The organism is Mesorhizobium sp. M2C.T.Ca.TU.002.02.1.1, from assembly GCF_003997225.1.
Genome location: NZ_RZTO01000999.1, coordinates 1 through 1,974, shown reverse-complemented (window position 1 = coordinate 1,974; position 1,974 = coordinate 1). Strand labels below are relative to the sequence as shown.

Genomic DNA, 1,974 nt, shown 5'->3' with positions numbered 1-1,974 from the left:
TTCCAATAGGGTGCATGGCTACGATCCGGCAAGAAGCGGCGACGATGGGCCGCCCCAGCCAATTCAGGCCAAGTTATAGGAAGAACGATCATGAGCGATAACGCGGCAGTCGAGCAGGAAGCGTCGGGTGGACGGCGCGGACGCGGCGCCAGCGGCGGCGCGGCGGCACGCCGTGCAGCCCGTTCGGGCGGCGGTCCGGGCACGCAGCTCACCTACATCAAGCGCAAGATCAACGTCTACGAGGTCCTCAACGAGGAAGGCCTGGCGCTGATCGAGAAGAACACCGACACGGTGCTGGAAGAAACCGGCATCATCTTCCGTGACGACGCCGAGGCGCTGGCGCTGTGGAAGGAGGCCGGTGCCGACGTCAAGGGCGAGCGCGTGCACTTCCCCAACGGTCTCTGCCGCTCGCTGTTGAAGACCGCGCCTTCGATCTACACCCAGCATGCGCGCAACCCGGAACGCTCGGTGCAGATCGGCGGCAACGCGACCGTGTTCGCGCCGGTCTACGGCCCGCCCTTCGTGCGCGACCTCGACGGCAACCGCCGCTATGCGACGATCGAGGATTTCCAGAATTTCGTGAAGCTCGCCTATATGGCGCCGTCGATCCACCATTCGGGCGGCACGGTGTGCGAGCCGGTCGACGTGCCGGTCAACAAGCGCCACCTCGATATGATCTATGCGCATATCCGCTACTCGGACAAGCCGTTCATGGGTTCGGTGACGGCGCCGGAGCGGGCCGAGGACACGGTGGCGATGGCCAAGCTCGTGTTCGGCGACGACTTCGTCGAGAACAACACGGTGCTGACCAGCCTGATCAACGCCAACTCGCCGATGGTGTTCGACGAGACCATGCTCGGCGCTCTGAAAGTCTATTCGCGCCACAACCAGGCCTGCATCGTCACGCCCTTCATCCTGGCCGGCGCGATGAGCCCGGTCACGGTCGCCGGCACGCTGACGCAGGTGCTGGCCGAAGTGCTCGCCGGCGCCTCGTTCACGCAGCTGATCCGGCCCGGCGCGCCGGTGCTGTTCGGCACCTTCGCGTCCTCGATCTCGATGCAATCCGGTGCGCCGACCTTCGGCACGCCGGAGCCGTCGCTGGTCTCTTACGGTGCGGCGCAGCTGGCGCGCCGGCTCGGCCTGCCGTTCCGTACCGGCGGCTCGCTCTGCGCCTCGAAGATCCCGGACGCGCAGGCAGCCTATGAGAGCGCCAACACGCTCAACTCGACGATCCTCGCCGGCACCAATTTCGTGCTCCATTCGGCCGGCTGGCTCGAGGGCGGTCTCGCCTCCTGCTACGAAAAATTCATGATGGACATCGACCAGCTCGGCATGCAGCAGAAATTCTGCGAGGGCGTCGACCTGTCGGAAAACGGCCAGGCGATGGATGCCATCCGCCAGGTCGGGCCGGGCAGCCATTATCTCGGCTGCGACCACACGCAGGCGAACTTCCAGACCGCCTTCTACCGCTCCAACATCGCCGACAACAATTCCTACGAGCAGTGGCTGGCCGAAGGCGAGAAGACCGCGCCGCAGCGCGCCAACGAGCTTGCCCGCCGCTGGCTGGAGAGCTACGAGGCGCCGCATCTCGATCCCGCCATCGACGAGGCGCTGAAGGACTTCATCGCCAAGAAGAAGGGCTCGATGGCCGACGCCTTCACGTGAAAGGAGCCCGAGTCAGGCCGGGCTAAAGTCGCCAACATCATCCACAAGGAAGTCTGGCGGAGCGCGTTCTCCGACCCGGATCGGAAGGGATGACTTTTTCCCGCGGCACGGTCGAGGAGATTGTGGCCGCGCTCGCGGCCAACGGTCTGATCCTTCGCGGCGGTTTCAGCTTTGGCGACGATGAGACGGCGCCTGTCGGATTTTCCGGCGCGCCGGCCAGATCGGTGCTGCTCATCGGACAGGCGGGCGCTGCGCCCTGGCCGCATTTCCAGCGCTGGCGGGAACGACAGGCGAGGGACATCGCCAATC

General features: G+C 65.6%; 1 protein-coding gene and 1 pseudogene. Both read left to right on the top strand.

All coding sequences use genetic code 11. The features are described from left to right. The first annotated feature begins 90 nt into the window (after window positions 1–90). A complete protein-coding gene (locus tag EOD07_RS32530; RefSeq protein WP_127238165.1) occupies window positions 91–1,665 on the top strand; it encodes a trimethylamine methyltransferase family protein in 1,575 nt (524 codons plus the stop codon). Window positions 1,666–1,754: 89 nt separating this feature from the next. Beyond that, window positions 1,755–1,974: pseudogene (locus tag EOD07_RS32525) on the top strand (hypothetical protein); the annotation flags it as partial.

What these genes read in the sequence shown, in the direction of transcription:
- EOD07_RS32530 (WP_127238165.1), top strand. Translation starts at nt 91, where the DNA reads ATGAGCGATAACGCGGCAGTCGAGCAGGAAGCGTCGGGTGGACGGCGC.